This is a genomic window from Alcaligenes sp. Marseille-Q7550, assembly GCF_965112015.1.
Map to the genome: position 1 here is coordinate 744,183 of NZ_CBCOPU010000001.1, position 23,040 is coordinate 767,222.

Consider the following 23,040-nt stretch of genomic DNA (forward strand, 5'->3'; position numbering starts at 1 on the left):
GTCAATTGTCGGCGCGCGGGTGGGTCTGGCTGCCTTCGCCCAGGGCGCGCTGCATGAAGACCACATCTATCCACTGCCGGAACTTGTAGCCCGTGGCGACCTGCGTGCCCGCATGGGTGAAGCCCAGGGAGCGGTGCAGGCCGATGGAGCCGCGGTTGTCGTGGCCCGCGATCACGGCGATCATCTGGCGCCACGGACCTTTCTCGCATTCTTCGAGCAGGCGGGCCAGCAGGGCTTTGCCCAGGCCCTTGCCCACCTGTCCCTGGGCCAGGTAGATGGAGTCTTCCAGGGTGAAGCGATAGGCGACGCGCGGCCGGTACAGGCCCGCGTAGGCATAGCCCACGATCTGGCCGTCCAGCACGGCCACCAGCCAGGGCAGGCCCTGGCCGGTGATGTGCGTGAACCGGGCCTGCATTTCGGCCACGTCCGGAGGCGTTTCCTCGAAGGTGGCCGTGCTGTGCAGCACGTGGTAGGCGTAGATGGCCTGGACGGCGTCCATGTCCGCCAGCGTGGCGGAGCGTATCAGCAGGTCGGCGGGCGCGGCATCCTGATGAGGCGTAGAAGAAAAGGGGACTTGCGCAGTACCGGGGGTGGACATACTATTTTTCCTTTGAATGCACCTAGTTTATCCCGATTTCAGGAGTTCCTATGTCGCTTCCCTATCAATCGCTGACCGAGCAGTTTGCCGTGGCTCCTCAATTATCGGGCGACGATATGCAGGCCGTGGCCGACGCCGGTTTCAAGAGCGTGATCATCAACCGTCCCGACCTGGAGGGCGGCCCCGGCCAGCCCTTGTCCGCGGATGTCATGCAGGCCGCCCAGGCCGCCGGCCTGCAGGTGGAGTACCAGCCCGTGGTGGGCAGCGCCATCACCGCGGCCGACGTGGACCGTTTTGCCGAACTGCTGCAGGAATTGCCCAAGCCCATCCTGGCCTATTGCCGCACCGGCAACCGCTGCGCCACCCTGTTTCGCGCCGCAACCGAAACCTGATCTGGCTCAAGTCCAGGTCTGTTCCAGGCTTGTCTTGCGCGTGAGCGCGACGGTAAGCTGTCTGTATCCATTCAAAGGGGGTTATCGCCATGTTCAAGAAGATTCTCATTCCAACCGACGGTTCCGTCCTGTCGTCCCAGGCCGCCAACAAGGGCGTGACCTTCGCCCGGCAGATCGGCGCCGAAATCGTGGCCCTGCACGTGACCCAGCCTTTTGCCGCCACGGTCGGCTTTGACGGCATGGCCGCCGCCTATGCCATCACCGACGAAGACTACGACAAGACCGCCAAGGAGCAGTCCAAGAAGTACCTGCAGCAGATCCTGGACCGCGCCGAGACCGCCGGCGTGAAGGCCACCGGCAAGTCGGTGTCCAACTTCAATGTGGCCGACGGCATCGTGCAGGCCGCCGAGCAGGAAGGCTGCGATCTGATCTTCATCGGCAGCCACGGCCGCAGCGGCCTGTCGAGCCGGCTGCTGGGCAGCGTCACCATCAAGGTGCTGAACATCGCCAAGAACACCGTGCTGGTGTATCGCGTCAAGGAAAGCGACTGACCGCTTGCGGAACAGCCATGAAAAAACCCGCCAAGGCGGGCTTTTTCATGGCCGCTGATCGCGGGCTTAGTCGCCTGGAGTCTCGTAACGACGCCTGCGGGACCGGGAGCCCGGTTCCACGCCGATGCGGGCATCGCGTGCGCGCACCAGCTCCACCATGTGGGCGGCGACGGCTTCGAAGGCTTCGTCGCTCTCCGGAATGTACAGCCATTTGCCCAGGATGGGATGGGGGAGCAGGCCCGGCGCCTCCTGGATCAGCGCGGCATGGTGTTCGCGCGCGGTGCACACCAGCAGGCCGTCCCAGGGTTCGTCCCGGTCGGCGACGGCCAGGCACAGGCGGCCGTTCACGTAGGCGGCATCGCAGCCGAACATCTTGCGCCGCAGGTAGTCGCCATCCTGCTCCAGGGGATCGAATACCCATAGCAGGGAGTTCGGGCGGGTGGTGCGTTGGCGGACGGGAGTGGAAAAGGGGAAGTCGCGGCTGGGCATGACGGGCGACCTTGCAGGTGCGGGGGCCGGGGCCGGAGTGGATCAAGCGGTGGCCGGCGGAGACCTCAGGCCCGCGGCTCCAGCCGTTGGCGGTGCTGCACCACGGCCTCCAGAACGATGGGGGCCAGCTCTCCGGCCTGGCCCTTGCCGTCCGGGTGCTGTTCGATGAATTCCAGCAGGGCGCGGCGCATGCGCGGATCCCAGAACTTGCGGATGTGCTCGGCGATTTCGTTCAGGCCCTGCTGGCGATCGCTCAGCGCTTCGAAGAACAGGCCGATGCGATTGGCCATGGGAATCAGGGGGGCAATATTCATGATGTCGTGGTCGAGGCGGGCTCGGAAGAATTCAGGTATTGGGGGTGGCTGTACAGCGTGAAGGCGCGGTCGCGGGCAAAGGCGGCCAGCATCACGCCCAGCTCGTCGGCGATCTGCACGGCGTAGCGGGTGGGGGCCGATACGGCCACCACGAAGGCGATGCCCATGGCGGCGGCTTTCTGCACCATCTCGAAGCTGGCGCGGCTGGAGATCAGCACCATGCCCTGGCGGGGATCCAGCCCCTGGCGCAGCAAGTGGCCCAGCAGCTTGTCCAGGGCGTTGTGGCGCCCCACGTCCTCGCGCACGGCCAGGATGTCGCCCTGCAGCGTGCACCACGCCGCCGCGTGGGTGGCGCCGGTCAGGCGGTGCAGGGGCTGGCTGTCGCGCAGCGCGTCCAGCGCGCGGAAGATGGCGTCGGCCTGCGGCCTGCGTTCCGGTTCGGGCAGGGCGGGCAGGCTGCGGCGCACTTCGTCCAGGCTTTCCAGTCCGCACAGCCCGCAGCCTGTGCGTCCGGCCAGTTGGCGGCGGCGCGCCTTGAGCTGGTGCAGGCAGGCGCTGGCGATGTCGATCTGCAGCAGGCTGCCGCGCTCGTCCTCCAGCACGTCCACGCTGCGTATGTCCTCGGCGCCGCGGATGATGCCTTCGGTCATGGAAAAACCGTAGGCCAGGTCTTCCAGGTCCGTGGGGCTGCACAGCAAGGCGGCGTGGCTGATGCCGTTGTACTCCAGGGCCACGGCCTGCTCGCAGGCCAGGCTGTCGCTGTCGGCCAGCGGCGGTCCGCCGGCCTGGCCTGGTGTGGCGCGCGCCTGCCGCCAGACAGTGGCGGGCGCGCTGGCATCATGAAAATCCGCCTTGCTCACGCGGGCTCCTAGTCGTGATGGGCGTGCTCGTGGCCGCCCAGGGGAAGGGCGTCGGGCGGCACCGCTTCGCCTTGCAGCAGGCGCTGCTGGATGTCATTGAAGCGGTTCCAGCGGTTCTGCCAATCGGATTCGGCGGTCACGCGCTGGATCTGCACGGCGGTGACCTTGTATTCCGGGCAGTTGGTGGCCCAGTCCGAATTGTCCGTCGTGACCACGTTGGCGCCCGACTCGGGAAAGTGGAAGGTAGTATAGACCACCCCCGGCTGCACCCGCTCCGTCACGGTGGCGCGCAGCACGGTCTCGCCCGCCCGGCTCTTGACGGACACCTTGTCGCCGCTGCGTATGCCGCGGTCCTCGGCATCGGCCGGGTGGATCTCCAGCAGGTCCTCGGAATGCCAGGCCACGTTCTCGGTTCGGCGCGTCTGGGCGCCCACGTTGTATTGGGACAGGATGCGGCCCGTGGTCAGCAGCAGCGGGAACTTGCGGCTGCTGCGCTCCTCGGTGGGCACATACTGCGTCAGCATGAAGCGACCCTTGCCGCGCACGAACTGATCTATGTGCATGGTGGGGGTGCCCTCGGGCGCCTGCTCGTTGCATGGCCATTGCACGCTGCCGCCCAGCTCGTCGATGCGGGCGTAGGACACGCCCGTGAAGGTCGGGGTCAGGCGCGCGATTTCGTCCATGATCTGGCCGGGGTGCTCGTAGTTCATGGGGTAGCCCAGCGCGCGGGACAGTGCGCAGGTGACTTCCCAATCCGCCATGCCGGCCTTGGGCTTCATGACCTGGCGCACGCGCGAGATGCGGCGCTCGGCATTGGTGAAAGTGCCGTCCTTTTCCAGGAAGGAGGAGCCGGGCAGGAAGACGTGGGCGTACTTGGCGGTCTCGTTCAGGAACAGGTCCTGGACCACCACGCATTCCATGGAAGCCATGGCGGCGGCCACGTGCTGGGTGTTGGGGTCGGACTGGACGATGTCTTCGCCCTGGCAATACAGGCCCTTGAAGCTGCCGCTCAGGGCCGCGTCGAACATATTGGGGATGCGCAGGCCGGGCTCGGACTGCAGGGGCACGCCCCAGGCCTGCTCGAACTGGTGGCGCACGGCATCGTCGGAGACGTGCCGGTAGCCGGGGAACTCGTGCGGGAAGGAGCCCATGTCGCAGGAGCCCTGCACGTTGTTCTGGCCGCGCAGCGGATTGACGCCCACGCCTTCGCGGCCCACGTTGCCGGTGGCCATGGCCAGGTTGGCGATGGCCATGACCGTGGTGGAGCCCTGGCTGTGCTCGGTCACGCCCAGGCCGTAGTAGATGGAGCCGTTGCCGCCGGTGGCGTACAGGCGGGCCGCTCCGCGGATGTCCTGCGCGGGCACGCCGCAGATCTCGGCCATGGCTTCGGGGGAGTTCTCGGGCTTGCCGACAAAGCCGCGCCATTCGGCGAAGGCGGCGGTGTCGCAGCGTTCGGCGACATAGGCTTCGTCGATCAGGTTTTCCGTGGCGATGACGTGCGCCATGGCGGTCAGCATGGCCGTGTTGGTGCCGGGGCGCAGGGGCAGGTGGTAGTCCGCCTGGATGTGGGGCGAGCTGACCAGCTCGGTCTGGCGCGGATCGATCACGATCAGGCGCGCGCCCTGACGCAGGCGGCGCTTCAGGCGCGAGGCGAAGACCGGGTGGGCCGCGCTGGGGTTGGCGCCGATCACGATGGCCACGTCGGTATGCATGACCGAATCGAAGGTCTGCGTGCCGGCCGATTCGCCCAGCGTCATCTTCAGGCCATAGCCGGTGGGGGAGTGGCAGACGCGCGCGCAGGTGTCCACATTGTTGGTGCCGAAGGCGGCGCGCACCAGCTTCTGCACCAGGTAGGTTTCTTCATTGGTGCAGCGCGAGGAGGTGATGCCGCCCACGGCGTCGCGGCCGTACTGGTCCTGGATGCGGCGGAACTCGGAGGCCGCGTAGTTGATGGCTTCTTCCCAGGAGACTTCCTGCCAGGGATCCGTGATGCTCTTGCGGATCATGGGGCTGAGGATGCGGTCCTGGTGGGTGGCGTAGCCCCAGGCGAAGCGGCCCTTGACGCAGGCGTGGCCGCGATTGGCCTTGCCATCTTTCCAGGGCGTCATGCGGATGACCTTGTCGCCTTTCATCTCGGCCTTGAAGCCGCAGCCCACGCCGCAGTAGGCGCAGGTGGTGATGACGGCGTGCTCGGGCTGGCCCAGCTCGATGACGGATTTCTCCATCAGTGAGGAGGTGGGACAGGATTGCACGCAGGCGCCGCAGGAGACGCAGTCGCTGGCCAGGAAGTCCTCGTTCTGGCCGGCGGCCACGCGGGCCTGGAAGCCGCGCTTGTCTATGGTCAGCGCGAAGGTGCCCTGGACTTCCTCGCAGGCGCGCACGCAGCGGTTGCAGACGATGCACTTGCTGGCGTCGTAGGCGAAATAGGGGTTTGAGGCGTCGGTGGCGTCGTCCAGGTGGTTGGCGCCGTCAAAGCCGTAGCGCACGCTGCGCAGGCCCACCACGCCGGCCATGTCCTGCAGTTCGCAGTTGCCGTTGGCCGGGCAGGTCAGGCAGTCCAGCGGGTGATCGGAGATGTACAGCTCCATCACGTTGCGGCGCAGCTTGTGCAGGGTGTCGTTTTCGGTGTGCACGACCATGCCTTCTTCGACGGGCGTGGTGCAGGAGGCGGGATGGCCGCGGCGGCCTTCGATGTCCACCAGGCACAGGCGGCAGGAGCCGAAGGCTTCCAGCGTGTCGGTGGCGCACAGCTTGGGGATGTTGATGCCGGCCATGGCGGCGGCCCGCATGACCGAGGTTCCGGCGGGCACTTCGATCAGCTTGCCGTCGATGGTCAGGCTGACCATCTCGGTCTGCAGGGAGGCGGGGGTGCCGAGGTCGCGCTCGCGCACGGCGATGGTTTCTTTCATGGTGTTCTCCGTCTCACGCCTTGGCCAGGCGGCTCTCGTCGGTTTGCGGGGCCAGCCCGAAATCCTGGGGAAAATGCTCCAGGGCGGACAGGACGGGGTAAGGGGTCATGCCGCCCAGGGCGCACAGCGACCCCGAGAACATGGTGTCGCACAGGTCGCGCAGCAGCTCGACGTGGTTGTCCAGGTCTTCGCGGCGGCGGATCTTCTGGATGGTCTCCACGCCGCGTGTGGAGCCGATGCGACAGGGCGTGCACTTGCCGCAGGACTCGATGGCGCAGAATTCCATGGCGTACTGGGCCATGTGGGCCATGTCCACCGTGTCGTCGAAGGCCACCAGCCCGCCGTGGCCGACCATGGCGTTGATCTTCATGTAGGCCTCGTAGTCCAGGGGCACGTCCCACTGGTGCTCGGGCAGGTAGGCGCCCAGCGGGCCGCCCACCTGCACGGCGCGCAGCGGCCGGCCGCTGGCGCTGCCGCCGCCGTAGTCGTACAGCAGCTCGCGCAGGGTCACGCCGAAGGCTTTTTCCACCAGGCCGCCCTGTTTCAGGTTGCCCGTCAACTGGAAGGCCAGGGTGCCGCGCGAGCGCCCCATGCCGTAGTTCTGGTAGTAGGCCGCGCCCTTGGCGAGGATGACGGGCACGGAGGCCAGCGACACCACATTGTTGATGACGGTGGGCTGGCCGAACAGGCCCTTGATGGCCGGCAGCGGCGGCTTGACGCGCACCACGCCGCGCTTGCCTTCCAGGCTGTCGAGCAGGGCGGTTTCTTCGCCGCAGATGTAGGCGCCGGCCGCCTTGCGCACTTCCAGGTCGAAGGCGCGGCCGCTGCCCTGGATGTCCTGTCCCAGCCAGCCCGCGGCGCGCGCCGCGACGATGGCCTCGTTCAGGACCTGCACGGCCAGCGGATATTCGGAACGCACGTAGATGTAGCCGCAGGTGGCGCCCACCGCCACGCCGGCGATGGCCATGCCTTCGATCAGGCACAGCGGATCGCCTTCCATCAGCATGCGGTCGGAGAAAGTGCCCGAGTCGCCCTCGTCGGCGTTGCAGACGATGTATTTCTGCTCGGCGGGCGTGCCCAGCACGGTCTTCCACTTGATGCCGGTGGGGAAGGCGGCGCCGCCCCGGCCGCGCAGGCCCGAATCGGTCACTTCCTGGACGATGGCGGCCGGCTCCATGGCCAGCGCCTTGCGCAGGCCCTCGAAGCCGCCGAAGGACTCATAGTCCGCCACGCTGACCGGGTCGATGACGCCTACGCGCGCGAAGGTCAGGCGCTCCTGATTCTTCAGGTAGGGGATTTCGTCGGTCAGGCCCAGGCGCAGGGCGTGCTCGCCGCCCTGCAGCAATCCGGCATCCAGCAGGCCGGGCAGGTCTTCGCACTGGACGGGGCCGTAGGCCACGCGTCCCTGCGGCGTTTGCACTTCCACCATGGGCTCCAGCCAGAGCAGGCCGCGCGAGCCGTTGCGCACGATGCGCACGTCCTGTCCGCGGCGCTTGGCTTCTTCGTCCAGCAGTGCGGCCAGCTGGTTGGCGCCCATGGCCACGGCGGCCGTGTCGCGGGGAATGTAGACAGTGATGGCGGTCATGGCGCTACCCCTTCGGCAGTGAGCAGGGCGTCGAGTTTCTCGGGGGTGACGCGAGCATGCGGGACGCCGTCGAGCATGATGGCGGGCGACTGGGCGCACAGGCCCAGGCAGTACACCGGCTCCAGGGTGACCTGGCCGGCGGCGCTGTTTTCGTGGAAATCGCAGTTCAGGCGGCGGCGGGCATGCGCGGCCAGCTCCAGGCCGCCGCGCGACTGACAGGCCTCGGCTCGGCAGATCTCCAGGGTGCGGCAGGCGTGCGGCTGTTCGCGAAAGTGGGCGTAGAAAGAGATGACGCCATGGATTTCAGCGCGCGACAGCGCCAGATGCTCGGCCAGCACGGGCACGATGGATTCGGGCAGGTAGCCGAGCGCGTCCTGGATGGTGTGCAGAATGGGGAGCAGATTGCCGCGTTGGCCGGCGTGCTGCTGCAAGGCCTGCATGACGACGTCCAGGGGAGCCTGGCCGGATGGCTCGAACTCCCGCGTGTGTGGGGGTAATTGCATGTCCGTATGCGCGGCGCCAGAGTCAGGCGCCTGCGCCTCCATGTTTTTTTATGCACGATCGTGCATATTATTGAATGTGTTCTCCCCCGTAATCTACAAAGGAAATCAATCAACTTCAATAAGCAATATTTCGCATATATAATGATTTGAACATGTTCCTGGGAACATAATACGCAAACACACAACGCTCGAGACCATGGCCAACCTCAAGTTCAAAGCCAGGCTGCGATCAGAATGGGTGCTGGAAAATTCAGGCGGCGCGGAGCTTCCCATGGGAGACGTGCTGCGCCTGCTGGGCGCCATTGAAAGCCTGGGACACCTGTCCGGAGCCAGCAAGGCCTGCCAGTTTTCCTATCGCCACGCCTGGGGCCTGCTGCGCAATGCCGAGAAAGAATTCGACGCCGCCTTGCTGGAGACGTCGCGGCGCAAAGGCACCAAGCTGACCGAATTCGCCCAGCGCCTGCTGTGGGCCAACCGGCGCCTGGACGCGCGCCTGACGCCCACGCTGGAGAGCATGGCCTCCGAGCTGCAGGAAGAATTGGGCCGCCTGTACAGCCAGCAGCCCGCCCGCCTGCGGTTTCAGGCCAGCCATGGCTTTGCGATCGAAGGCCTGATGCGCCTGGCCAACGACATGGATGTGCTGCCGCTGGAGCTGCGCTACCGCACCGCCATCGAGGCGCTGGCCTCGCTGGAGCGCGGCGATTGCGACCTGGCGGGCTTTCAGGTGCCGGCCGGCCAGTTCGAGGGAGCCGCCCTGCGGCGCTACAGCGAATGGCTTTCGCCGCTGCGCCATCGCCTGATTTTCCTGGCCACGCGCAACACGGGCCTCTTCGTGGAGAAGGGCAATCCCAAGAACATCACCGGCATCGCGGATCTGGTCAGGCCGGACGTGCGCTTCGTGAACCGGCAGATCGGTTCGAGTACCCGCTTCCTGGCAACCCTGCTGCTGGGCCAGCTAGGGGTAAACACGAATGCGGTCCCGGGTTTCGAAACCACAGAATTGACGCACATGGCGGTCGCGGCGCACGTGGCCAGCGGCATGGCCGATACCGGCCTGGGCGTGGAGACGGCGGCCAGCCGCTGCGGACTGGATTTCATTCCGTTGGCGCAGGAGCGGTATTTCATCGCCGTGCAGCAGGACAAGCTGGACACCGCGCCCATGCAGCACCTGATGGATTTGATCACGGGCCCGGCCTATGGCAAGTTCATGCAGGAGCTGGCGGGCTACGATCCGGCGGGCATGGGGCGCATCCTGACTCTGGAGCAGGCCTTCGGCCAACCGGCCGACCTGCTCTGGCGCTGATGCGGCGCCGTGTTGCCTTACGAAAACACAGACCATGAGACGGGGCCGAACCCCGTCCTTGAATGACGAGAACACAATGAGCGATGACATAAGGGCTTCCCTCGGGGCAGCACCCGAACGCAGGCCGACGGTGCGCGCCGCCGGCGCGTCCGGACAGCCCCTGGATACGCGGCACAGGCCCTTGCGCGACCTGCGCATCTCCCTGACCGACAAATGCAATTTCCGCTGCACCTACTGCATGCCGCGCGAGATCTTCGGTTCGGATTACGAATTCCTGCCGCATGCTTCGCTGCTCAGCTTCGAGGAAATCGAGCGTGTGGCCCGCCAGGCCGTGGCCCTGGGCGTGCGCAAGCTGCGCCTGACGGGCGGCGAGCCCTTGCTGCGGCGCGACATCGAAGTGCTGATCGCCATGCTGGCCAGGCTGCGCACGCCCGAAGGGCATCCCGTCGAGCTGACCTTGACCACCAACGGGACCTTGCTGGGCCGCAAGGCCCGGGCCTTGAAGGAAGCCGGCCTGCACCGGGTCACGGTCAGCCTGGACGCCCTGGACGACCAGCGCTTCACCCAGTTGAGCGACAGCAGCGTGTCGGTGGCCACCGTGCTGGACGGCATCGCCCAGGCGCACGCCGCGGGCCTGGCGCCGGTCAAGGTCAATATGGTGGTGCGCAAAGGCTTGAACGACGACCAGATCCTGCCCATGGTGGAACATTTCAAGGGTTCGGGGCAGATCCTGCGCTTCATCGAATACATGGACGTGGGCACCAGCAACGGCTGGAACCTGGACGAGGTGGTGAGCGGCGCGGACATCGTGGCGCGCATCCACGAACGCTATCCGCTGGAGCCGACCCAGGCGTAGTACAGGGGCGAGGTGGCCAGCCGCTGGCGCTTTGCGGACGGGTCGGGCGAGATCGGCGTGATCACCAGTGTTTCCCAGCCTTTCTGCGGCGACTGTTCGCGCATGCGCCTCTCGCCGGAAGGGCGGCTGTTCCTGTGCCTGTTCGCTTCCCAGGGCTATGATGTGCGCGCGCAGCTGCGGGCCGGTGCGACCGACGAGCAGTTGGCGGCCTACCTGCACGGCGTCTGGTCCGGGCGGCGGGACCGATATTCCGAGATCCGCGGCGAGCAGACCGTCGGCCGGCCGCGCATCGAGATGAGTTATATCGGCGGATGATAGCCGCGCATGACATCAGCGGAATCGTGCTGGCGGGCGGGCAGGCCCGACGGTTCGATCTGTCCGGTCGGGTCGACAAGGGGCTGCTGCCCTTGGCGGGGCAGCCGCTGGTGCAGCACGTGGTGCGGCGCCTGCGCCCGCAGGTCGGCTCCATCCTGATCAGCGCCAACCGCAATCCCGAACAGTACGCGCATTGGGGGCGCGTCGTGCCGGATGAGGCCGGGCTGGGTGGCTTCCTGGGCCCCTTGGCCGGACTGGCCAGCGCGCTGGAGCAGGTCGACACGCCATGGGCCCTGTCCTGTCCGGTGGACCTGCCTTTTCTGCCGGCGGACCTGGGCAGGCGGCTGGCACAGGCCGTGCAGGAGCACGGTGCACCCATGGCCTATGCGCAGGCCGAGCGCACGCATCCTTTGTGCCTGTTGCTGCGGGCCGACCAGGCGGCTTCCCTGAAGAAGTACCTGCTCAGCGGCGAGCGCCGCGTCATGGGCTGGCTGCACGCCGCCGGCGCCCTGGAGGTGTACTTCCGCGATGCGTCGGCGCCGTCGTTCTTCAACATCAATACGCCCCAGGACCTGGAGGCGGCGCATTCGGTTGATTTTGTCTTTTGATGCCGGCCGGGGCTCATGAAAGGTCTTGTCGTCCAAGCGGGTGGGCTACGGCGTGTCGCAAGTTTTTGCGGGGATCCTTGATTGAGAGGCAATGTGATGTGGTCGAAGGCGTGAGAACCGTGGTTTTCTTGAGGGAAGCCTGTGCTGGCCGGCTTGGCTGGGGCCCTCGCCCGCGCTATGCGCGGGTCCCCTTGCCCAAGGACAGCGACAGGCGTGCCGTTAACTTGGACGGTGGCTTGTCCCCCGGACAAGCCACAAACGTCGTCCTCGAACAGCGCCCTCACAAAGACTCACTCTGCTATCGAGCAACTGATGGGTGTGGCGGAATTCTAGGGTGGATCAAAAAAAATGCCAGCCAGCGCTGGGCTGACCGGCATCGTTACGGCGAAACGGCCCTCAAGAATTCAGGGCATCAGGCCTGCCACAGGCTGTATTCGTAGATGCGGACCACGTCGCCCGGCGCGACGTGGGCGTCGGCGGGGATGCGCGCCAGGGCCTGGGCCCAGGGCAGGGAGCTGATCACGCCCGAGCCCTGGTTGCCGAAGGGGCGGACCAGCAGCCGGCCCTGCTCGTCGCTGTCCAGCTGCACGCGGATGAATTCCTCGCGGTCGCCCTGGAAGTGGCGCTCGCCCTGCAGCACGCCGTAACGTATCGCGGGCAGCGTTTCGCGGCGGCCCTGCAAGCGACGCACCAGGGGGGAGACCATCAGGGCGAAGACGGCGTAGGACGAGACGGGATTGCCGGGCAGGCAGACCAGCGGCTTGTCCTGCACATAGGCCAGGGCCAGGGGCTTGCCCGGCTTCATACGCACTTTCCAAAGGTCCAGCTGGCCGCCGATGGACTCGATGGCGGGCTTGACCAGGTCTTTCTCGCCCACGGACACGCCGCCCACGGTCAGGACCAGGTCGCACTCGGCCAGCAGGGACTGCAGGGCGTCGCGGATGGCCTCCAGCGTGTCGGCGGCGTGGACGGCGCGCACCGCGGCCACGCCCAGGGCCAGCAGCTGGGCCTGCAGCATGGGGGCGTTGGAGTTGTAGATCTGGCCGGGGCGCCGCGGCGGGCCGGCGGGCGTCAGCTCGGCGCCCGTGGTCAGGATGCCCACGGTCAGTCCCGGATAGACGGACAGGGCGGCGTGGCCCTGGGCCGCCAGCTGCGCGATGTGGGCCGCGGTCAGGCGCGTGCCGGACTGGATCAAGACTTCGCCGCGGCGCATGTCCTCGCCGCGGCGGCGGATGTTGGCGCCGACCTCGGGGGCTTCCAGGATGCGCACGCCGTGTTCGTCTTCCTGGCAGTTCTCCTGGATGATCACGGTGTCCGCGCCGGGCGGCAGCAGGCTGCCGGTGAAGATGCGGATGGCCATGCCTTCCTTCAGCGTCTCGGGAACCTCGCCGGCATAGCAGCGCTGCTGGATGGGCAGCACGCGGCCGTCCGCGACGTCGGCCAGGCGCACGGCATAGCCGTCCATGGCGCTGTTGTCGGCCGGCGGCATGTCCAGTTGGGCCTGGATGTCCTGGGCCAGGATGCGGCCCAGGGCGGCGCTCAGTTCGCAGGTTTCGGTCCGTTCGGGAAGCCGGCCCGCCTGGGCCAGGCGCTGCTGGGCTACGTCAAATTCGATCATCGTTGTACAGGAGTCCGTGGAATCAGGGCCTCAGCGCAGGTATTGCGAGGCGAAGTTGCAGGGGCGGTGCCGGCTGTCCAGTTGCTGGCGCAGAATGCCTTCCCAGGCCAGCTTGCAGGCGCCGGGCGAGCCGGGCAGGCAAAAGAGCAGGGTTTCGTTGGCGGTGCCGGCCAGGGCGTCCGACTGCAGCGCCGAGGAGCCGATCTCCTGGTAGGACAGGAAGCGGAATTGTTCGCCGAAGCCGGGGACCACCTGGTCCAGCAGCGGGGGGACGGCGGCGATGGCGGACTTTTGGTGGCTGAAGCCGGTGCCGCCGTTGCACAGGATGAGCTGGATGGCCGGATCGGCGATCCACTGGCTGAGCACGGCGCGGATGGCGTACATATTGTCGCGGCTGATGGCCCGCTGCACGCAGCGTTGTCCGCTTTCCTGCAGGCTGGCGGCCAGGTAGTCGCCCGAGGTGTCGTCCCCGGGCCCGCGCTTGTCCGAGATGGTCAGCACGGCGGCGGCCAGGCTGACCGGGGGCAGGTCGGGTTTGGCTTTAGACATGTTTGGCGGTGTCGGAAGAAGAATTCCAGGAGTCGGTCTTCTGCGCGTCGCTGTCGCGCTGCTGGACCCAGAAGCGCTGGCCGTCGGCCAGGGTTTCGCGTTTCCAGAAGGGGGCCCGGGTCTTGAGCACGTCCATGATGAACTCGCAGGCCCGGAAGGCGTCGCCGCGATGGGGACTGGTCACGCCCACGTAGACGATCTGGTCCGTCAGGGAAAGCTCGCCCACGCGGTGCACGACCAGGGTGTCCAGGACGGGCCAGCGCGCGCGCGCCTGGGCGCATACGTCCTCGATCTCGCGCTCGCACATGCCCGGATAGTGTTCCAGGAACAGGGAGCGGGTCGGGGTGCCGTCGGCCTGGTCGCGCACGTAGCCCACGAAGGTGACCATGGCGCCGGCCTTGCCGCCGGCCGTGCGGCGCAGTTGTTCGTTCAGCGCGGCGGCGTCGAAGTCCTGGGTCTGCACGATGACCATGTCAGCCTCCGGTGACGGGTTCGAAGACCGCCACTTCGTCGCCGGCGCGCACGGGGTCGTCCGGGCGGGCGTGGAACTGGTTGACGGCCACCTTCAGCCGGCCGGCCATGTCCTGCAGGTCCGGGTGGCGTTGCAGCAGCGCGTCCAGCCATTGCTGGACGGTGCCCTCCTGCGGCCAGTCCCAGCTTTCCTGGCGCACGCCGGTGCGCTCGGCCACCTGGGCGAAGTACAGGACGCGCAAAGTCGATGGGTTAGTCATGAAAGTCTCCGTGGGCGCCTGTCAGGCCGGGGCCGTCCAGGTGCCGCTCTTGCCGCCGGTCTTCTCCAGCAGGCGTGTCTGTTCGATGATGATGCCCTTGTCGGCAGCCTTGCACATGTCGTAGATGGTCAGCGCGGCCACGCTGCAGGCCGTCATGGCTTCCATTTCCACGCCCGTGGTGTAGCGCGTGCGGCAGGTCGCCAGCACGGCGATGGTGCCCGCGGCCGCGTCGCTTTCGAAATCTATGCCCACGAAATCCAGCGGAAGACTGTGGCACATGGGGATCAGGTCGGCGCAGCGCTTGGCGGCCAGCACCCCGGCCACGCGGGCGGTGTTCAGCACCTCGCCCTTGGCGTTGCGGCTGGCCGACAGCAGTTCGAAGGCGGCCGGGCTCAGGCGCACCACGCTGCGCGCGGTGGCCGAACGGGAGGTGGCGGTCTTGTCGCTGACATCGACCATGCGGACCTGGCCGTCGTCGTCCAGGTGGGAGAGGTGCAGTGCGGCAGCGGCCGGCTTGGGTGTGTTGCTCATCATTCCTCCGGGAGCCGTCCGGGCGGGCGCCCGCGCGGTTCCATTGCTTTATGTTTTCATTATATACATCGGGGCGGGCGCCGCCGCCTCATGCCCCTGCCGGGCCGCGGTCTTCGCGCAGCCGGGCCGGATCCAGGACGCGTGCCAGCTCCAGCAGGGTGCGGGCCTGCATTTTTTCCAGGGCGCGGGCCCGGTGCACTTCCACCGTGCGCATGGTGATGTTCAGTTCCTCGGCGATCTGCTTGTTCAGGCGGCCTTCCAGGGCCAGGCCCAGCACCTCCCGTTCGCGCTGGGACAGCGTCTCCAGCCGCCGCTCCAGGGCGTCCTCGCTGGCGCGCTCGGCCTGGCTGGCCTGATAGCTGCGCAATACCTCCAGCACGCGGTCCACCAGGTCGTTGTCGTTGAAGGGTTTCTCGATGAAGTCGGCCGCGCCCTGCTTGAGCGCATTGACGGCCAGCGGCAGGTCGCCGTGGCCCGTCAGGAAGATGACGGGCAGGTCCGAATGCATCTGGCGCAGCCGCTCGAACACTTCCAGGCCCGAGATCCCGCCCATGCGTATGTCCAGCAGGATGCAGCCTTGGGTTTCGGAGGTGATGGCCTGCAGGAAGGCTTCGCCGCTGCTCCAGGTCCGGGTGTCCACCCGGCGGGTGGCGAACAGCCAGGAGAGGGCGTCGCGGATGGCGTCGTCGTCATCCACGATATGGACCAGCGGGGAGGATAGGGGCTCAGTCATGTTCGATCAGGGGCAGGGAGAACAGGAAGGTGGCGCCGTAGGGGGCCTCGTTCTCGAACCAGAGTTTGCCATGGTGCAGCTCGATGATGGAGCGGCAAATGTTCAATCCTATCCCCAGTCCGTCGTTTTTAGTAGTGGTGAAGGCCTGGAACACCTCGGCCATGATGGCCGCAGCGACCCCGGACCCTGGTCGGCCACCATGGCCAGGACCATGCCGTCGCGCTCCTGCAGCGAGACTTCCAGCAGGCGGCGCTCGGGCGGCAGGCCGGACATGGCCTCGGCGGCGTTGCGCACCAGGTTGAAGATGACCTGCTCCAGCAGCACCTTGTCGCCCAGCACCGGCAGGCATGCCGGATGCGCGGGCAGGCGCAGCTGGATGTCGTGGCGGCGCAGGTCCGCGCGCGCCAGCGCGAGCGCGCCCTGCAGGGCCTCGACCAGGTTCAGGCGGGTCAGTTGCGGGTCGCGCTTGCGCACGAAGTCATGGATGCGGTGGATGATCAGGCCGGCCCGGCGAGTCTGCTCGGCCAGGCTCTCCATGCTGCGGGTCAGCAGGGCCGGATCGGCCTGGCCGGCGCGCAGCAGGTTCAGCGCGCCGGCCGCATAGCTGGCGATGGCCGACAGGGGTTGGTTCAGTTCATGCGCCAGGGTGGACGCCATCTCCCCCATGGTGATGAGCTTGGCCGTGTGGTGCAGCTGCTCGGACTGCGAGCTGGCCAGCGCCTCGGCCTGCTTGCGCGAGCTGATGTCGATGATGGAGCCGATCCAGCCGACCTGTTCGCCCTGGGCGTCGATCAGCGGCGATTCGAACACCTGCACGTCCAGGCGCGAGCCGTCCGCGTGCTGGAAGCGGGTCTCGAAGACCTGCACCGAGGGTGCGCGCCTGAGGCGGTCGCGCCTCTCCAGGGTCTCGTCCATCATTTCCGGCACCCACCAGGGCATGGGAGGGGACAGGCCGATGATGTCGCGGCTCTCCAGGCCCACCAGCCGGCAGAAGGCCGGATTGACGTACAGGATGCGGCCGTCCAGATCGCGCGCGCGCATGCCGGTGACCATGGAGTTCTCGATGGCGCTGCGAAAGGCCTGCTCCTGCATCAGCGCGTTCTCGGCGTCGCGGCGCTTGCGGGCGTAGTGGTGCTGGATGATGAGGTTGACCACGGCCAGCAAGGCCAGGCCGGCGATCACGGTCAGCAGCAGCGTGAAGGTGGGAATGCTTTTCTGCTGGTAGGGAGTGATGATCATGCGCAGCCCGTGCAGCGGCGGGTCCACGGACATGGCGTGACGCAGCGCGTCCCGGGCCGGCTCGCCCTTGGAGCGCATGGCCAGCACCGTATCGTTGCTGTCCACCAGCATGACGTGGTAGTGCTCGGCAATCCACCAGGGCACGTTTTCCGTCAGGATCTTGTGCAGCGAAAAAGTGGCGCGCAGGGTGCCGGCGATTTCGTCTTTCTCGTAGATGGGCACGACCAGGTCCAGCGCGGCCTCCTTGTGCTCGCTGGATTCGTATGCCGGCAGCCAGGTGGCGCTGCGCGGCGTGGATACGTGTGCGGCGATGCGCGTGTCCGCGCCCGGCGGGCGCACCAGCAAGGTGGTGCCGAAGCGGTCCTGGACCACCACCTTGAGCAGGTCGGGATGGATGGTCTTGAAATGCTGCAGTTGGGTCAGGGCGTCGCGCGTATCGCCGGGATGGTCCGGCAGGCTCAGATCGTCCGCGATGCGGGTCAGGTTGTTTTCGTGCGAGCGCAGCTGGAAGGACAGCGACTGTTCGACCCACAGGGCGTTGCGGATCAGCTCGTCCGATTGTTCGTCGCGCCGCTCCGAGCTGACCGCCCAGGCGAACACGCCCATCAGCAGGACGATGACCACGATGGCCAGGATGGGCACGTAGGGGCTGAGCGGGTGAGGCGCCAGGGCCAGGGAGGCGGCGGGGCCGTCGGGGCGGGGCGGTCGGGCAAGGCGCTTCATGACAAAAGGTTTCGGATTTCCACAATAGATAAAATCACACTGCTTTTTTAAGCTACACGCTTTTACGCATATCAATCAATAAAGTGTGTCGGTTCCGCTCCGACCGGAGGCAATCATGAAAAAGACGCTCATGGCCACCCTGGTGGCTTCCGTATTCCTGTCCGCTCCCGCCATGGCCAACCCCCTGATCATCAAGTTCAGCCACGTGGTCTCGCCGGACACGCCCAAGGGCAAGGGCGCCACGCGCTTCAAGGAGCTGGCGGAAAAGTACACGGAAGGCAAGGTCGTGGTGGAGGTCTACCCGAACTCGCAACTGTACAAGGACAAGGAGGAGCTGGAAGCCCTGCAACTGGGCGCGGTGCACATGCTGGCGCCGTCGCTGGCCAAGTTCGGCCCCCTGGGCGTGCGGGAATTCGAGGTGTTCGACCTGCCCTTCATCTTCAAGGACCGCACGGACCTGCGCAAGGTCACCGAAGGCCCGGTCGGCCGCCAACTGCTGGACAAGCTGGAGTCCAAGGGCATCAAGGGCCTGGCCTACTGGGACAACGGCTTCAAGGTCATGAGCGCCAATACTCCCTTGCACACCCCGGATGACTTCCTGGGCCTGAAGATGCGCATCCAGTCCTCCAAGGTGCTGGAGGCCCAGTTCAAGGCGCTGGACGCCGTGCCCCAGGTGATGGCGTTTTCCGAGGTCTACCAGGCCCTGCAGACCGGCGTGGTGGACGGCACCGAGAACCCGCCTTCCAATATGTACACCCAGAAGATGCACGAAGTGCAGAAGCACGCCACCATGTCCAATCATGGTTATCTGGGCTATGCGGTCATCGTGAACAAGAAATTCTGGGAAGGCCTGCCTGAGGACGTGCGCCAGCCGCTGGAGAAGGCCATGACCGAAGCCACCCAGTACGCCAATGACATCGCCGAGCAGGAAAACCTGGAGTCGCTGCAGGCCATGAAGGATTCGGGCAAGACCCAGTTCTATGAGCTGAGCGATGCCGAGCGCCAGGAGTGGATCAAGCAGCTGCGTCCCGTGCACAAGGAAATGGCTTCCCGCATCGGCCAGGACGTGATCGACTCGTTCTACAAAGCCATGGAGTAAGGCGCGCGCCGCTGCGGCGGCCGCCTCCCGCGGGCCTGTTCCAGGCCCGCTTTTTCCCTTTCGTTCCCGCTATGGGCGAATGCCTGCCGCGCGCCGGGCAGTCCGCCTGCAGCCTGGAGATATCATGTTCTTACGATTACTGGATCGTTTCGAGGAAGCCTTCATCTCGCTTCTGATGGTGGCGGCGGTCCTGCTCATTTTTGTGGCGGTCTGCCAGCGCTATTCGGTCAGCCTGCTGGCCGATCTGGTGTCCTGGTCGCGCGCCAACGGCCATGAGACCTTGATGGGCATGGCGCGCTCCGCCTACCGCAGCGTGGTGGGCGTCAATCTGCTCTGGGCCCAGGAGCTGTGCATCTACCTGTTCGTCTGGATGGCCAAGTTCGGCGCCGCCTACGGCGTGCGCGTGGGCATCCACGTGGGCGTGGACGTGCTGGTCAATGCCGTGGGGCCGCGCTGGCGCCATCTGCTGGTGGTGATCTCCCTGTTCGCCGGCGCGCTGTTCACGGCCATCGTGGCCTGGATCGGCGGCAAGTTCGTCTATGGCATCGCCCAGACCGCGCAGGTGTCCGCCGACATGGAAGTGCCTGTCTGGATCGTCTACCTGGCGGTGCCCGCCGGTTCCCTGCTGATGTGCTTCCGCTTCCTGCAGGCGCTGGTGCGCTTCGTGCAGACAGGCGAGCTCGTCCACCACCAGCCCGCCGTCGACCTGGTCGCCGAGACCGAGCAAGGCCTGGCTGAAAACCAAGGAGCGCGCGCATGACCGCCCTGATCATTTTCGCCCTGCTGGCGGTCCTGCTGCTGACCGGCATGCCCGTGTCCATCGCGCTGGGCCTGACGGTGATGGGCTTTCTGTTCACCATGACCGAAGTGCCCATGGACAGCATCGCGCTCAAGCTGTTCACCGGGATCGAGAAATTCGAGATCATGGCGATCCCGTTCTTCATCCTGGCCGGGGGCTTTCTGACGCATGGCGGCGTGGCCCAGCGCATGATCCGCTTTGCCTCCTCCATGGTCGGCCACCTGCCCGGCGGCATGGGATTGGCGGCCGTGCTGGCCTGCGCGCTGTTCGCCTCCATCAGCGGTTCCTCGCCCGCCACCGTGGCGGCCATCGGCTCCATCATGATTCCGGCCATGGTCAAGCAGGGCTATCCGGCCCAGTTCGGCACCGGCATCGTGTCCACGTCCGGCGGCCTGGGCATTCTGCTGCCGCCCTCCATCGTGATGGTGATGTACGCCGTGGCCACCAGCGGCATGATGGTCGAAGGCCCGGACGGCGCCAAGGTGGGCACCGCGTCCATCGGCCAGTTGTTCATTGCCGGCGTGGTGCCGGGCATCATCCTGGCCCTGTGCCTGGGCGCCACCACCATGTTCCGCGCCTGGAAGCTGGGCTACCCGCGCATGCCGCGCGCTTCCTACAAGGAACGCTGGCGTGCCTTCATGGACTCCATCTGGGGCCTGATGCTGATCGTCATCGTCATGGGCGGCATCTACTCCGGGGTGTTCACGCCCACCGAGGCGGCGGCCATCAGCGCGGTCTACGCCTTTGTCATCGCCGTCTGGGTCTACAAGGACGTGAAGATGCGCGACGTCAAGCGCATCGTGCTGGAATCGGCGGCCATGAGCGCCATGCTGCTGTACATCATCACCAACGCCGTGATGTTCGCCTTCATCCTGACTTCCGAGCAGATCCCGCAGGCCATCGCCGAATGGATCGTCACGCAGGGCATGGGCCTGATCGCCTTCCTGCTGTTCGTGAACGTGCTGCTGCTGGTGATCGGCATGGTCATGGAGCCTTCCGGCCTGATCCTGATCATGGCGCCCATCCTGTTCCCGGTCGCCATGAAGCTGGGCATGGACCCCGTGCACTTCGGCATCATGCTGGTGGTGAACATGGAGATCGGCCTGGCCACGCCGCCGGTGGGCCTGAACCTGTACGTCGCCTCCAGCATATCCAGGCTGGGGCTGACCGAAGTGACCAAGTCAACCATACCCTGGCTGCTCACCGGATTGGGTTTCCTGCTGATGATCACCTTCGTGCCGGAAATCACGCTTTGGCTGCCCCGCATGATGGGATGGCTGTAGTCGTCCTGCCGCACACGATGCGTCAAGACTGAAGGCCGGGCCATGCGCCCGGCCTTTTCGCATCCTTCCTTGCATCGTGATACTTCCTGATAAGCACTATAGGCTTCAAGCAGGGCCGGACTATCAGTATCATAGGCGGTTCAAGGCCGCCGTTTCGGCGGTGCAACCCAACACGGAGACCCTCATGTCTATCAAAGTCGGCGAACGCGTTCCAGACGCAACATTGAGCGAATACATCGAAACCGCCACGGACACCTGCGCCGTCGGCCCCAACAATTTCCAGGTGGCCGACCTGGTCAAGGGCAAGAAAATCGCCGTGTTCGCCGTGCCCGGCGCCTTCACGCCCACCTGCTCCGAGCAGCACCTGCCCGGCTTCGCCGCCAAGTCCGACGCCTTCAAGGCCGCCGGCGTGGACGAGATCTGGTGCGTGGCCGTGAACGATCCCTTCGTCATGGGCGCCTGGGGCAAGTCCCTGAACATCGATGGCAAGGTGCGCCTGCTGGCGGACGGCAGCGGCATCTGGACCAAGAAGCTGGGCCTGGAGTTCGACCTGACCGCCAAGGGCCTGGGCGTGCGCTCCAAGCGCTATTCGGCCCTGCTGGAGGACGGCGTGGTCAAGCAATTGAACATCGACGAGGGCGGCGGGCTGCACACCAGCGACGCCGACACCCTGCTCAAGCAGGTCCAGTCCTAAGTCAGCGGTCCCGCGCCCCGTCCGGCGCGGCGCGGGATGAGCCCGGGCGCAGCACAGTTCCCGCGGACTGTCCTGTGCCCGGCGGATCCGAGCGGCCTGCCAGCCGCGAGGTGGACAGCAAGAAGGCGCCGGCCTCGTGCCGGCGTCTTTTTTTCCGCCGGGCCGCCCCAAGGTAAGACCGCCCTCTTGGGGGGCGGCAAGCAGGCGCCGGCCTGCGCGGCATGAGGGCGTTATTTTAGGATACCCGCGAATGCTGTCATCGGTAGGCGCCTTCTCGTCACTGTATTTCGCCACCTTGATGCTCTTGATGAGCTCGGGGCTGTTCAACACCTTCATGGGGGTGCGCCTGACGGCCATCTCGGTGTCGGAAGTCTGGGTGGGCGGACTGATCGCGGTGTATTACCTGGGTCTGGTATTCGGCGCCCGGGTGGGCCACCGCCTGATCATGAGAGTGGGGCACATCCGCGCCTATGCCGCCAGCGCCGCCATCGTCACCATCTGCGTGCTGGCTCAGATCCTGATCGACACCATGTACATCTGGCTGGTGCTGCGCTTTCTGGCCGGCGCCGCCATGGTGGTCCAGTTCATGGGCATCGAGAGCTGGCTGAACGAACAGACCGACAATTCCCAGCGCGGCACCATCTTCGCCTTCTACATGGTGTTCTCCAGCCTGGGCACGGTGCTGGGCCAGTTGTCCCTGACCTTGTTTCCCCACCTGAATTTCGAACCCCTGGTCTTCGTGGCCATTTGCTCGGCCTTCAGCCTGGTGCCGGTGGCCATCACGCGGCGCAGCCACCCGCCGCTGCAGGTGCCCGCCCCGATCAACGCCCGCTACTATGTGGATCGCGTGCCCATGTCCATGATGGTGCTGCTGATCGCCGGCATGCTGACGGGGGCCTTCTACGGCCTGGCGCCGGTGTACGCGGTGCGCGTGCACCTGAGCAACGAGCAGGCCGCCCTGTTCGTGGCCGTATCGGTGGCCGCCGGGGTGCTGGCGCAATGGCCCGTGGGCTGGCTGGCCGACCGCGTCAGCCGCGTTCTGCTGATCCGTATCAATGCCGCCTGTCTGCTGGCCCTGGCCATTCCGCTATGGGGCTGGTTCGAGGCGCCTTTCTGGTTCCTGCTGACGTTTTCCGCCCTGTTCGGCATCCTGCAGTTCACCCTGTATCCGCTGGGCGCGGCCTTCGCCAACGACAACGTGGACCCGGAGCGCCGCGTGGGCCTGAGCGCCATCCTCTACATGGTGTACGGGCTGGGGGCCTGCCTGGGGCCGCTGCTGGCGGGCCTGCTGATGTCCTATATAGGCAGCAATCTCTACTATATCTTCGTGGCCCTGTGCGGCCTGTCCCTGGTGCTGCTGGTGCGTCCGCAGAAGGTCCTGGGCGATCACCTGAGCCAGGACGCCCCGACCACTTTCGTGCCCATGCCCGACAGCCTGCAAAGCTCGGCTGCCGCGGTGGCGCTGGATCCGCGTGTGGATATCACCTCGGACGTATCGCATGATCCCGTCTTTGAAGACTTGCCTCCGGTCGAGGAACGCGTGCCGGCCGCGGCCGAGGGCGCGCCGGTGGAGCCGACGGCAAGCGATTCGCTTGACGGGGCGGGGCCCGAGGGAGACAAGCCGCAAGAGCCTGCGCTGCGCTCCGGCACTTGAGTCCGCGCAGCAACGGCGAGGCCTCAGCCCTGCCTGTGCCTTCAAACTTGGGTAGGGCGTTGTCGAAAAAGCCGTTTTTCCCGTCGGTCCGCGGATTGGCTTCA

Annotated in this window: 24 protein-coding genes and 1 pseudogene; 10 read left to right on the forward strand and 15 right to left on the reverse strand. The window is 66.4% G+C overall.

From position 1 onward, the window contains the following. Position 1 precedes the first annotated feature (1 nt). Entirely contained in the window at positions 2–598 is a 597-nt protein-coding gene (locus tag ACWPWO_RS03575) for an N-acetyltransferase family protein (protein WP_454004465.1), read from the reverse strand. A gap of 50 nt (positions 599–648) precedes the next feature. On the opposite strand from ACWPWO_RS03575, the gene ACWPWO_RS03580 reads away from it, so the two are divergent. Together ACWPWO_RS03580 and ACWPWO_RS03585 are read left to right on the forward strand one after the other, a co-directional pair. Next, on the forward strand, positions 649–990 hold the full coding sequence (locus ACWPWO_RS03580) for a TIGR01244 family sulfur transferase (RefSeq protein ID WP_394064150.1): 342 nt from the start codon (positions 649–651) through the stop codon (positions 988–990). 89 nt (positions 991–1,079) lie between these two features. Further along, positions 1,080–1,541 (forward strand): universal stress protein, encoded by a 462-nt coding sequence (locus ACWPWO_RS03585; RefSeq protein ID WP_454004468.1) that lies wholly within the window; start codon positions 1,080–1,082, stop codon positions 1,539–1,541. A gap of 66 nt (positions 1,542–1,607) precedes the next feature. Here the strand turns inward: ACWPWO_RS03585 and ACWPWO_RS03590 are convergent, their stop codons facing one another. From ACWPWO_RS03590 to ACWPWO_RS03615, 6 genes are all read right to left on the reverse strand, one after another. Next, a complete protein-coding gene (locus tag ACWPWO_RS03590; protein WP_454004470.1) occupies positions 1,608–2,030 on the reverse strand; it encodes a hypothetical protein in 423 nt (140 codons plus the stop codon). Positions 2,031–2,095: 65 nt separating this feature from the next. Further along, the gene (locus ACWPWO_RS03595) at positions 2,096–2,344 is read right to left on the reverse strand and encodes a formate dehydrogenase subunit delta (protein WP_454004472.1); all 249 of its coding nucleotides are present in this window, start codon (positions 2,342–2,344) and stop codon (positions 2,096–2,098) included. Next, positions 2,341–3,204: a formate dehydrogenase accessory sulfurtransferase FdhD gene (fdhD, locus tag ACWPWO_RS03600; RefSeq protein WP_454004473.1), complete on the reverse strand. Its 864-nt coding sequence runs from the start codon at positions 3,202–3,204 to the stop codon at positions 2,341–2,343. Before fdhD ends, ACWPWO_RS03595 begins: the two co-directional genes overlap by 4 nt. 8 nt (positions 3,205–3,212) lie before the next feature. After that, complete coding sequence (gene fdhF / locus ACWPWO_RS03605; RefSeq protein WP_454004474.1) at positions 3,213–6,113, reverse strand: formate dehydrogenase subunit alpha; 2,901 nt, start codon at positions 6,111–6,113, stop codon at positions 3,213–3,215. Positions 6,114–6,126: 13 nt separating this feature from the next. Beyond that, entirely contained in the window at positions 6,127–7,698 is a 1,572-nt protein-coding gene (locus tag ACWPWO_RS03610; RefSeq protein WP_454004476.1) for a formate dehydrogenase beta subunit, read from the reverse strand. Next, positions 7,695–8,201, reverse strand: coding sequence for a formate dehydrogenase subunit gamma (locus ACWPWO_RS03615; RefSeq protein ID WP_454004478.1), 507 nt, complete (start codon positions 8,199–8,201; stop codon positions 7,695–7,697). The genes ACWPWO_RS03610 and ACWPWO_RS03615 overlap by 4 nt, the downstream gene beginning before the upstream one ends. 196 nt (positions 8,202–8,397) lie before the next feature. Here ACWPWO_RS03615 and ACWPWO_RS03620 point away from each other — a divergent pair, with 196 nt between their 5' ends. The 3 genes and pseudogenes from ACWPWO_RS03620 (at position 8,398) to mobA (ending at position 11,283) form a co-directional block, all read left to right on the forward strand. After that, positions 8,398–9,504: a substrate-binding domain-containing protein gene (locus ACWPWO_RS03620; RefSeq protein WP_454004479.1), complete on the forward strand. Its 1,107-nt coding sequence runs from the start codon at positions 8,398–8,400 to the stop codon at positions 9,502–9,504. Between the two features lie 76 nt (positions 9,505–9,580). Next, a pseudogene (gene moaA / locus ACWPWO_RS03625) lies at positions 9,581–10,675 on the forward strand (GTP 3',8-cyclase MoaA). Beyond that, positions 10,672–11,283, forward strand: a complete 612-nt coding sequence (gene mobA, locus ACWPWO_RS03630; RefSeq protein ID WP_454004480.1) for a molybdenum cofactor guanylyltransferase MobA — start codon at positions 10,672–10,674, stop codon at positions 11,281–11,283. Before moaA ends, mobA begins: the two are co-directional and overlap by 4 nt. A 412-nt stretch (positions 11,284–11,695) precedes the next feature. On the opposite strand, the gene ACWPWO_RS03635 is transcribed toward mobA, so the two are convergent. The 8 genes from ACWPWO_RS03635 to ACWPWO_RS03670 form a co-directional block, all read right to left on the reverse strand. Continuing rightward, the gene (locus tag ACWPWO_RS03635) at positions 11,696–12,901 is read right to left on the reverse strand and encodes a molybdopterin molybdotransferase MoeA (protein ID WP_454004482.1); all 1,206 of its coding nucleotides are present in this window, start codon (positions 12,899–12,901) and stop codon (positions 11,696–11,698) included. 30 nt (positions 12,902–12,931) lie between these two features. Further along, a complete protein-coding gene (locus ACWPWO_RS03640) occupies positions 12,932–13,450 on the reverse strand; it encodes a molybdenum cofactor synthesis domain-containing protein (protein ID WP_454004484.1) in 519 nt (172 codons plus the stop codon). Continuing rightward, positions 13,443–13,922, reverse strand: a complete 480-nt coding sequence (locus tag ACWPWO_RS03645; RefSeq protein WP_454004486.1) for a molybdenum cofactor biosynthesis protein MoaE — start codon at positions 13,920–13,922, stop codon at positions 13,443–13,445. Before ACWPWO_RS03645 ends, ACWPWO_RS03640 begins: the two co-directional genes overlap by 8 nt. Before the next feature lies 1 nt (position 13,923). After that, the gene (gene moaD / locus ACWPWO_RS03650) at positions 13,924–14,181 is read right to left on the reverse strand and encodes a molybdopterin converting factor subunit 1 (protein ID WP_394064178.1); all 258 of its coding nucleotides are present in this window, start codon (positions 14,179–14,181) and stop codon (positions 13,924–13,926) included. Positions 14,182–14,202: 21 nt separating this feature from the next. Further along, complete coding sequence (gene moaC / locus ACWPWO_RS03655) at positions 14,203–14,712, reverse strand: cyclic pyranopterin monophosphate synthase MoaC (protein WP_454004488.1); 510 nt, start codon at positions 14,710–14,712, stop codon at positions 14,203–14,205. Positions 14,713–14,800: 88 nt separating this feature from the next. Continuing rightward, complete coding sequence (locus ACWPWO_RS03660; RefSeq protein ID WP_454004490.1) at positions 14,801–15,445, reverse strand: response regulator transcription factor; 645 nt, start codon at positions 15,443–15,445, stop codon at positions 14,801–14,803. After that, entirely contained in the window at positions 15,438–15,608 is a 171-nt protein-coding gene (locus tag ACWPWO_RS03665; protein ID WP_454004492.1) for an ATP-binding protein, read from the reverse strand. The genes ACWPWO_RS03660 and ACWPWO_RS03665 overlap by 8 nt, the downstream gene beginning before the upstream one ends. Next, on the reverse strand, positions 15,554–17,407 hold the full coding sequence (locus ACWPWO_RS03670) for a sensor histidine kinase (protein ID WP_454004493.1): 1,854 nt from the start codon (positions 17,405–17,407) through the stop codon (positions 15,554–15,556). Before ACWPWO_RS03670 ends, ACWPWO_RS03665 begins: the two co-directional genes overlap by 55 nt. Before the next feature lie 115 nt (positions 17,408–17,522). On the opposite strand from ACWPWO_RS03670, the gene ACWPWO_RS03675 reads away from it, so the two are divergent. The 5 genes from ACWPWO_RS03675 (at position 17,523) to ACWPWO_RS03695 (ending at position 22,936) form a co-directional block, all read left to right on the forward strand. Next, positions 17,523–18,506, forward strand: a complete 984-nt coding sequence (locus tag ACWPWO_RS03675; RefSeq protein WP_454004494.1) for a TRAP transporter substrate-binding protein — start codon at positions 17,523–17,525, stop codon at positions 18,504–18,506. 124 nt (positions 18,507–18,630) lie between these two features. Further along, complete coding sequence (locus ACWPWO_RS03680) at positions 18,631–19,266, forward strand: TRAP transporter small permease (RefSeq protein ID WP_454004496.1); 636 nt, start codon at positions 18,631–18,633, stop codon at positions 19,264–19,266. Continuing rightward, entirely contained in the window at positions 19,263–20,588 is a 1,326-nt protein-coding gene (locus ACWPWO_RS03685; RefSeq protein WP_394064188.1) for a TRAP transporter large permease, read from the forward strand. Before ACWPWO_RS03680 ends, ACWPWO_RS03685 begins: the two co-directional genes overlap by 4 nt. A gap of 184 nt (positions 20,589–20,772) precedes the next feature. After that, a complete protein-coding gene (locus ACWPWO_RS03690; RefSeq protein WP_394064190.1) occupies positions 20,773–21,282 on the forward strand; it encodes a peroxiredoxin in 510 nt (169 codons plus the stop codon). Positions 21,283–21,532: 250 nt separating this feature from the next. Next, positions 21,533–22,936: an MFS transporter gene (locus tag ACWPWO_RS03695; RefSeq protein ID WP_454004498.1), complete on the forward strand. Its 1,404-nt coding sequence runs from the start codon at positions 21,533–21,535 to the stop codon at positions 22,934–22,936. Positions 22,937–23,040 lie beyond the last annotated feature (104 nt).

What these genes read in the sequence shown, in the direction of transcription:
- ACWPWO_RS03575 (WP_454004465.1), bottom strand. Translation starts at nt 598, where the DNA reads ATGTCCACCCCCGGTACTGCGCAAGTCCCCTTTTCTTCTACGCCTCAT.
- ACWPWO_RS03580 (WP_394064150.1), top strand. Translation starts at nt 649, where the DNA reads ATGTCGCTTCCCTATCAATCGCTGACCGAGCAGTTTGCCGTGGCTCCT.
- ACWPWO_RS03585 (WP_454004468.1), top strand. Translation starts at nt 1,080, where the DNA reads ATGTTCAAGAAGATTCTCATTCCAACCGACGGTTCCGTCCTGTCGTCC.
- ACWPWO_RS03590 (WP_454004470.1), bottom strand. Translation starts at nt 2,030, where the DNA reads ATGCCCAGCCGCGACTTCCCCTTTTCCACTCCCGTCCGCCAACGCACC.
- ACWPWO_RS03595 (WP_454004472.1), bottom strand. Translation starts at nt 2,344, where the DNA reads ATGAATATTGCCCCCCTGATTCCCATGGCCAATCGCATCGGCCTGTTC.
- fdhF (WP_454004474.1), bottom strand. Translation starts at nt 6,113, where the DNA reads ATGAAAGAAACCATCGCCGTGCGCGAGCGCGACCTCGGCACCCCCGCC.
- ACWPWO_RS03610 (WP_454004476.1), bottom strand. Translation starts at nt 7,698, where the DNA reads ATGACCGCCATCACTGTCTACATTCCCCGCGACACGGCCGCCGTGGCC.
- ACWPWO_RS03615 (WP_454004478.1), bottom strand. Translation starts at nt 8,201, where the DNA reads ATGCAATTACCCCCACACACGCGGGAGTTCGAGCCATCCGGCCAGGCT.
- ACWPWO_RS03620 (WP_454004479.1), top strand. Translation starts at nt 8,398, where the DNA reads ATGGCCAACCTCAAGTTCAAAGCCAGGCTGCGATCAGAATGGGTGCTG.
- mobA (WP_454004480.1), top strand. Translation starts at nt 10,672, where the DNA reads ATGATAGCCGCGCATGACATCAGCGGAATCGTGCTGGCGGGCGGGCAG.
- ACWPWO_RS03635 (WP_454004482.1), bottom strand. Translation starts at nt 12,901, where the DNA reads ATGATCGAATTTGACGTAGCCCAGCAGCGCCTGGCCCAGGCGGGCCGG.
- ACWPWO_RS03640 (WP_454004484.1), bottom strand. Translation starts at nt 13,450, where the DNA reads ATGTCTAAAGCCAAACCCGACCTGCCCCCGGTCAGCCTGGCCGCCGCC.
- ACWPWO_RS03645 (WP_454004486.1), bottom strand. Translation starts at nt 13,922, where the DNA reads ATGGTCATCGTGCAGACCCAGGACTTCGACGCCGCCGCGCTGAACGAA.
- moaD (WP_394064178.1), bottom strand. Translation starts at nt 14,181, where the DNA reads ATGACTAACCCATCGACTTTGCGCGTCCTGTACTTCGCCCAGGTGGCC.
- moaC (WP_454004488.1), bottom strand. Translation starts at nt 14,712, where the DNA reads ATGAGCAACACACCCAAGCCGGCCGCTGCCGCACTGCACCTCTCCCAC.
- ACWPWO_RS03660 (WP_454004490.1), bottom strand. Translation starts at nt 15,445, where the DNA reads ATGACTGAGCCCCTATCCTCCCCGCTGGTCCATATCGTGGATGACGAC.
- ACWPWO_RS03665 (WP_454004492.1), bottom strand. Translation starts at nt 15,608, where the DNA reads ATGGCCGAGGTGTTCCAGGCCTTCACCACTACTAAAAACGACGGACTG.
- ACWPWO_RS03670 (WP_454004493.1), bottom strand. Translation starts at nt 17,407, where the DNA reads ATGAAGCGCCTTGCCCGACCGCCCCGCCCCGACGGCCCCGCCGCCTCC.
- ACWPWO_RS03675 (WP_454004494.1), top strand. Translation starts at nt 17,523, where the DNA reads ATGAAAAAGACGCTCATGGCCACCCTGGTGGCTTCCGTATTCCTGTCC.
- ACWPWO_RS03680 (WP_454004496.1), top strand. Translation starts at nt 18,631, where the DNA reads ATGTTCTTACGATTACTGGATCGTTTCGAGGAAGCCTTCATCTCGCTT.
- ACWPWO_RS03685 (WP_394064188.1), top strand. Translation starts at nt 19,263, where the DNA reads ATGACCGCCCTGATCATTTTCGCCCTGCTGGCGGTCCTGCTGCTGACC.
- ACWPWO_RS03690 (WP_394064190.1), top strand. Translation starts at nt 20,773, where the DNA reads ATGTCTATCAAAGTCGGCGAACGCGTTCCAGACGCAACATTGAGCGAA.
- ACWPWO_RS03695 (WP_454004498.1), top strand. Translation starts at nt 21,533, where the DNA reads ATGCTGTCATCGGTAGGCGCCTTCTCGTCACTGTATTTCGCCACCTTG.